This is a genomic window from Streptococcus sp. GMD4S (assembly GCF_000296955.1).
In genome coordinates this window covers 1-3,904 of the sequence record NZ_AJRE01000109.1, presented here as the reverse complement: position 1 = coordinate 3,904, position 3,904 = coordinate 1, and the positions used below count along the sequence as shown (strand labels likewise).

5 protein-coding genes are annotated in these 3,904 nt (G+C 41.8%); all 5 read right to left on the bottom strand.

Annotated features, from left to right (window positions below; all coding sequences use genetic code 11):
- On the bottom strand, positions 1–851 hold an 851-nt coding region (locus GMD4S_RS07310), incomplete at its 3' end, for a GTP-binding protein (protein ID WP_000090333.1).
- 275 nt (positions 852–1,126) lie between these two features.
- The gene (gene rpsG, locus GMD4S_RS07305) at positions 1,127–1,597 is read right to left on the bottom strand and encodes a 30S ribosomal protein S7 (protein ID WP_000087873.1); all 471 of its coding nucleotides are present in this window, start codon (positions 1,595–1,597) and stop codon (positions 1,127–1,129) included.
- Between the two features lie 19 nt (positions 1,598–1,616).
- Positions 1,617–2,030, bottom strand: a complete 414-nt coding sequence (gene rpsL / locus GMD4S_RS07300) for a 30S ribosomal protein S12 (protein ID WP_001142332.1) — start codon at positions 2,028–2,030, stop codon at positions 1,617–1,619.
- A gap of 318 nt (positions 2,031–2,348) precedes the next feature.
- Positions 2,349–2,948 carry a response regulator transcription factor gene (locus tag GMD4S_RS07295; RefSeq protein ID WP_000772064.1) on the bottom strand — a complete coding sequence of 200 codons (600 nt, stop codon included), beginning with the start codon at positions 2,946–2,948 and terminating at the stop codon, positions 2,349–2,351.
- A 1-nt stretch (position 2,949) separates the two neighbouring features.
- Positions 2,950–3,904 (bottom strand): sensor histidine kinase (locus GMD4S_RS07290; protein WP_008289439.1); only part of this gene is annotated, 955 nt, incomplete at its 5' end.

Here is a 3,904-nt window from a genome sequence, read left to right as displayed (position 1 = left end):
ATGTCAAGTGGGCTTGGAAGGTAGTCGATAACCGCATCAAGCATCAATTGAACACCCTTGTTCTTGAAGGCAGAACCACACAATACTGGGAAGAATTCAACGTTGATAGTTGCTTTACGGATAGCAGCTTTCAATTCTTCGTTAGTGATTTCTTCACCTTCAAGGTATTTCATCATCAAGTCTTCATCAGTTTCAGCAACTGCTTCAACCAATTTTTCACGGTATTCTTGAGCTTGGTCAAGGTATTCAGCTGGAATATCTTCTTCAAGGATATCTGTACCAAGGTCGTTAGTATAGATTTCAGCTTTCATCTTGATCAAGTCGATGATACCGCGGAAGTCATCTTCAGCACCGATTGGCAATTGGATTGGGTGTGCGTTTGCTTGAAGACGGTCGTGAAGTGTGCTTACTGAGTAAAGGAAGTCAGCACCGATTTTGTCCATTTTGTTAGCAAATACGATACGTGGAACTCCGTACTCAGTTGCTTGACGCCAAACTGTTTCAGTTTGAGGCTCAACACCTGATTGTGAGTCAAGAACAGTAACCGCACCGTCCAATACACGAAGAGAACGTTGTACTTCGATTGTGAAGTCCACGTGTCCTGGTGTGTCGATGATGTTTACGCGGTGGTTGTTCCATTGAGCTGTTGTCGCAGCAGATGTGATAGTGATACCACGTTCTTGCTCTTGCTCCATCCAGTCCATTTGTGACGCACCTTCGTGAGTTTCACCGATTTTGTGGATTTTACCAGTGTAGTAAAGAATACGCTCAGTAGTTGTTGTTTTACCGGCATCGACGTGAGCCATGATACCGATATTACGAGTTTTTTCAAGTGAAAATTCGCGTGCCATGAGGTTTGTTTCTCCTATTTATTTTAATTTCTATTCTATTATAACACGATTTTAATAAAAACGGATAGGCAGGACCTACCCGTTCTCAATGTTTATCTTGTTTTTGTTGGTTTCAACTTGTAGATAAGTTGAATTGAACTCGGGCTAAAGTTAATTAGCCTATTTGAGCCGGAACGGGATGCTGTGTGAAAAAGATAAACTTCCTTGTATTCGTCGAATACTGCGTCAGTTTCCTATTTTCACCTTGCATCCTTACCGTTCCTAGCATCATGATTTTACCAACGGAAGTGTGCGAAGGCACGGTTAGCTTCAGCCATACGGTGAGTGTCTTCACGTTTCTTAACTGCTGCACCAGTGTTGTTCGCAGCATCCAAGATTTCTTTTGCAAGACGGTCTTGCATTGTGTGTTCACCACGAAGGCGAGCGATGGTTACCAACCAACGAAGTCCAAGTGTTGTACGACGTTCTGGACGAACTTCAACTGGGACTTGGTAGTTAGATCCACCAACACGACGTGCACGTACTTCAAGTACAGGCATGATGTTTTCCATAGCTGTTTCAAATACTTCAAGTGCATCGTTTCCAGTAGCTTCTTTGATTTGCTCAAAAGCACCGTAAACGATTGAAGCAGCTGTACCACGTTTACCATCAAGCATAACGCGGTTGATAAGACGAGTAACTAGTTGTGAATTGTAAAGCGGATCTGGCAATACGTCACGTTTTGGAGCTCTATTTTTACGACTCATTTCTCTTTATCCCCTTTCCTTATGCTTTTGGACGTTTAGTACCGTATTTAGAACGGCCTTGTTTACGATCGTTAACACCTGCAGTATCAAGTGCACCACGGACGATATGGTAACGTACCCCTGGAAGGTCTTTTACACGTCCACCACGAAGAAGCACCACGCTGTGCTCTTGCAAGTTGTGTCCGATACCTGGGATGTAGGCAGTAACTTCGATAAGGTTGCTCAAACGTACACGAGCGAATTTACGAAGGGCAGAGTTAGGTTTTTTAGGTGTCATTGTTCCCACACGAGTTGCAACACCACGTTTTTGTGGTGAAGAAACGTTTGTTTGAACTTTTTTATGACTGTTGTAACCAACGTTCAAAGCTGGTGATTTAGATTTTTCTACTTTTGATTTACGCGGTTTGCGAACCAATTGGTTAATTGTAGGCATCTACATTCTCCTGTGTTTTTTTATTTTTGGTGATGATACACTTGGTGACAGCTACCATCTGTGTGTACTTTTGCAACATTTGTCAGCACGTCCCTGTACACTTTTGAGAGACCAAAAGTAAAAAGTACCGTCTATTATTGTAACACAATTTTTCCTTCATTGTCAAGATATTTTTCATTTTTATTCTGATCTTTTAACTCTTTGACACTAGCTTTCACCGCTTTTCTAAACCAGAAAAGGAGGCGATTTACCTCCTCCTTTCTAGTATGGATTTCCTTTGATTCAAGTTATCGTTTCGGAATTTTTTAACCCTTCTTATCAAAGCCAACCAGATTCTTTTGCAATGTTGGCTGCCTCTGTTCGATTACCAGCATCTAGTTTCGAAAGAATATTGGTGACATAGTTTCGGACGGTTCCATTTGATAGATAAAGCTGGTCTGCAATCTCTTGATTGGATAAGCCCTGAGCAATTCCCTTTAAAACAGCGATTTCTTGCTCTGTTAACGGGTTAGGATGCGTCATCACCACTTCCATCAATTCAGGCGAATATTCCTTGCGTCCTTCGAGAACAGTGTGCAAGGTTTGCATGAGGTCTGCAATGCTTCTTTCTTTCAAGACATAAGCATCCACTCCAGCCTTGACCGCACGTTCAAAATATCCGGGACGTTTGAAGGTCGTCACCACAACCACCTTTGTTTCTAGCTTTTCTGCTCGTATCCACTCCAAGACTTCGAGGCCTGTCTTAACAGGCATTTCTACGTCAAGAATGGCGATATCTATAGACTCCTTTTCTAAGAGTTGGATTGCTTCTTGGCCATCCTTGGCTTGTAGGACAGACTCTACATCTGGTTGAAAGGTAAGCAACTGGCACATAGCATCTCGCAACATACTTTGATCTTCTGCAACAAGTAATTTCATCTTAATTTCTCTCCTTATAAGGTAGCCGAACCTGCACTTCAGTCGGATGTTTCTGAATGATCACCTTTACTTCTCCTGAAAAAGGAAGGACACGGTCTCGAACGGTATGGAGTTCATCTCCTTTTAGTGAAGCAAAGCCACAGCCATCATCTCTCACTGTTAGGATGAGTTCTTTCTCAGTTCGTTCTAATTTCAAGTAAGCTTTCGATGCTTTAGCATGCTTGATGATGTTGGTCACTAACTCAAGCAAAATCATGGAGGCCGTTGATTCTAATTCCTGAGTTAGGCTAGCTGTATCTAGTTGGTGATTGATTTCCGTTTCAATTCCTGCAATTTCCAGCATTTTTTTAACAGTCGCAAACTCGGAAGCAAGGGTTCTTGTTTTAAGATTTTCGATAATTGTACGGACTTCATTCATGGATTCTTTACTGATTTGATGAATTTCTTTTAATTCTTTTTCCACTTGAGGATAGGCCTGCATTTGAAGAAGCTGGAGGGCAAGGTCCGTCTTCACACTCAACATGGCAAAGGTATGACCTAGGCTGTCATGGAGATCCTGACCGATACGACTGCGTTCGTTTTCAGCCAAGAAAAGATTGAGCTTGGCATTTTGTTTCATCTTTTCTTCTTTTATGTCCTCCGACAATCGAATTCGATAAAGACCAAAGGTCATTGCATCGGAAAAGATAAAGGTCACCAAGAAAAAGAGTAGCTGCCAGGGACTAACATGATTGACCATATAGATTCCGGTCAGAATAAATGGTTGCAGGACAATAAAACTGACAAAACGCCAAGAGTGAAAAGAAATCTCATCCAGCTCATAAATAAGGAGATTGGATAAATAAAAGATAAACCATGTGAAACCTGAACTTAGCCAAACAGATGTATAAAAAATGTAGACAAGCATGGACCACCATGCTAGCCACTGCACGGTGCGATTCTGACTGATTAAAACC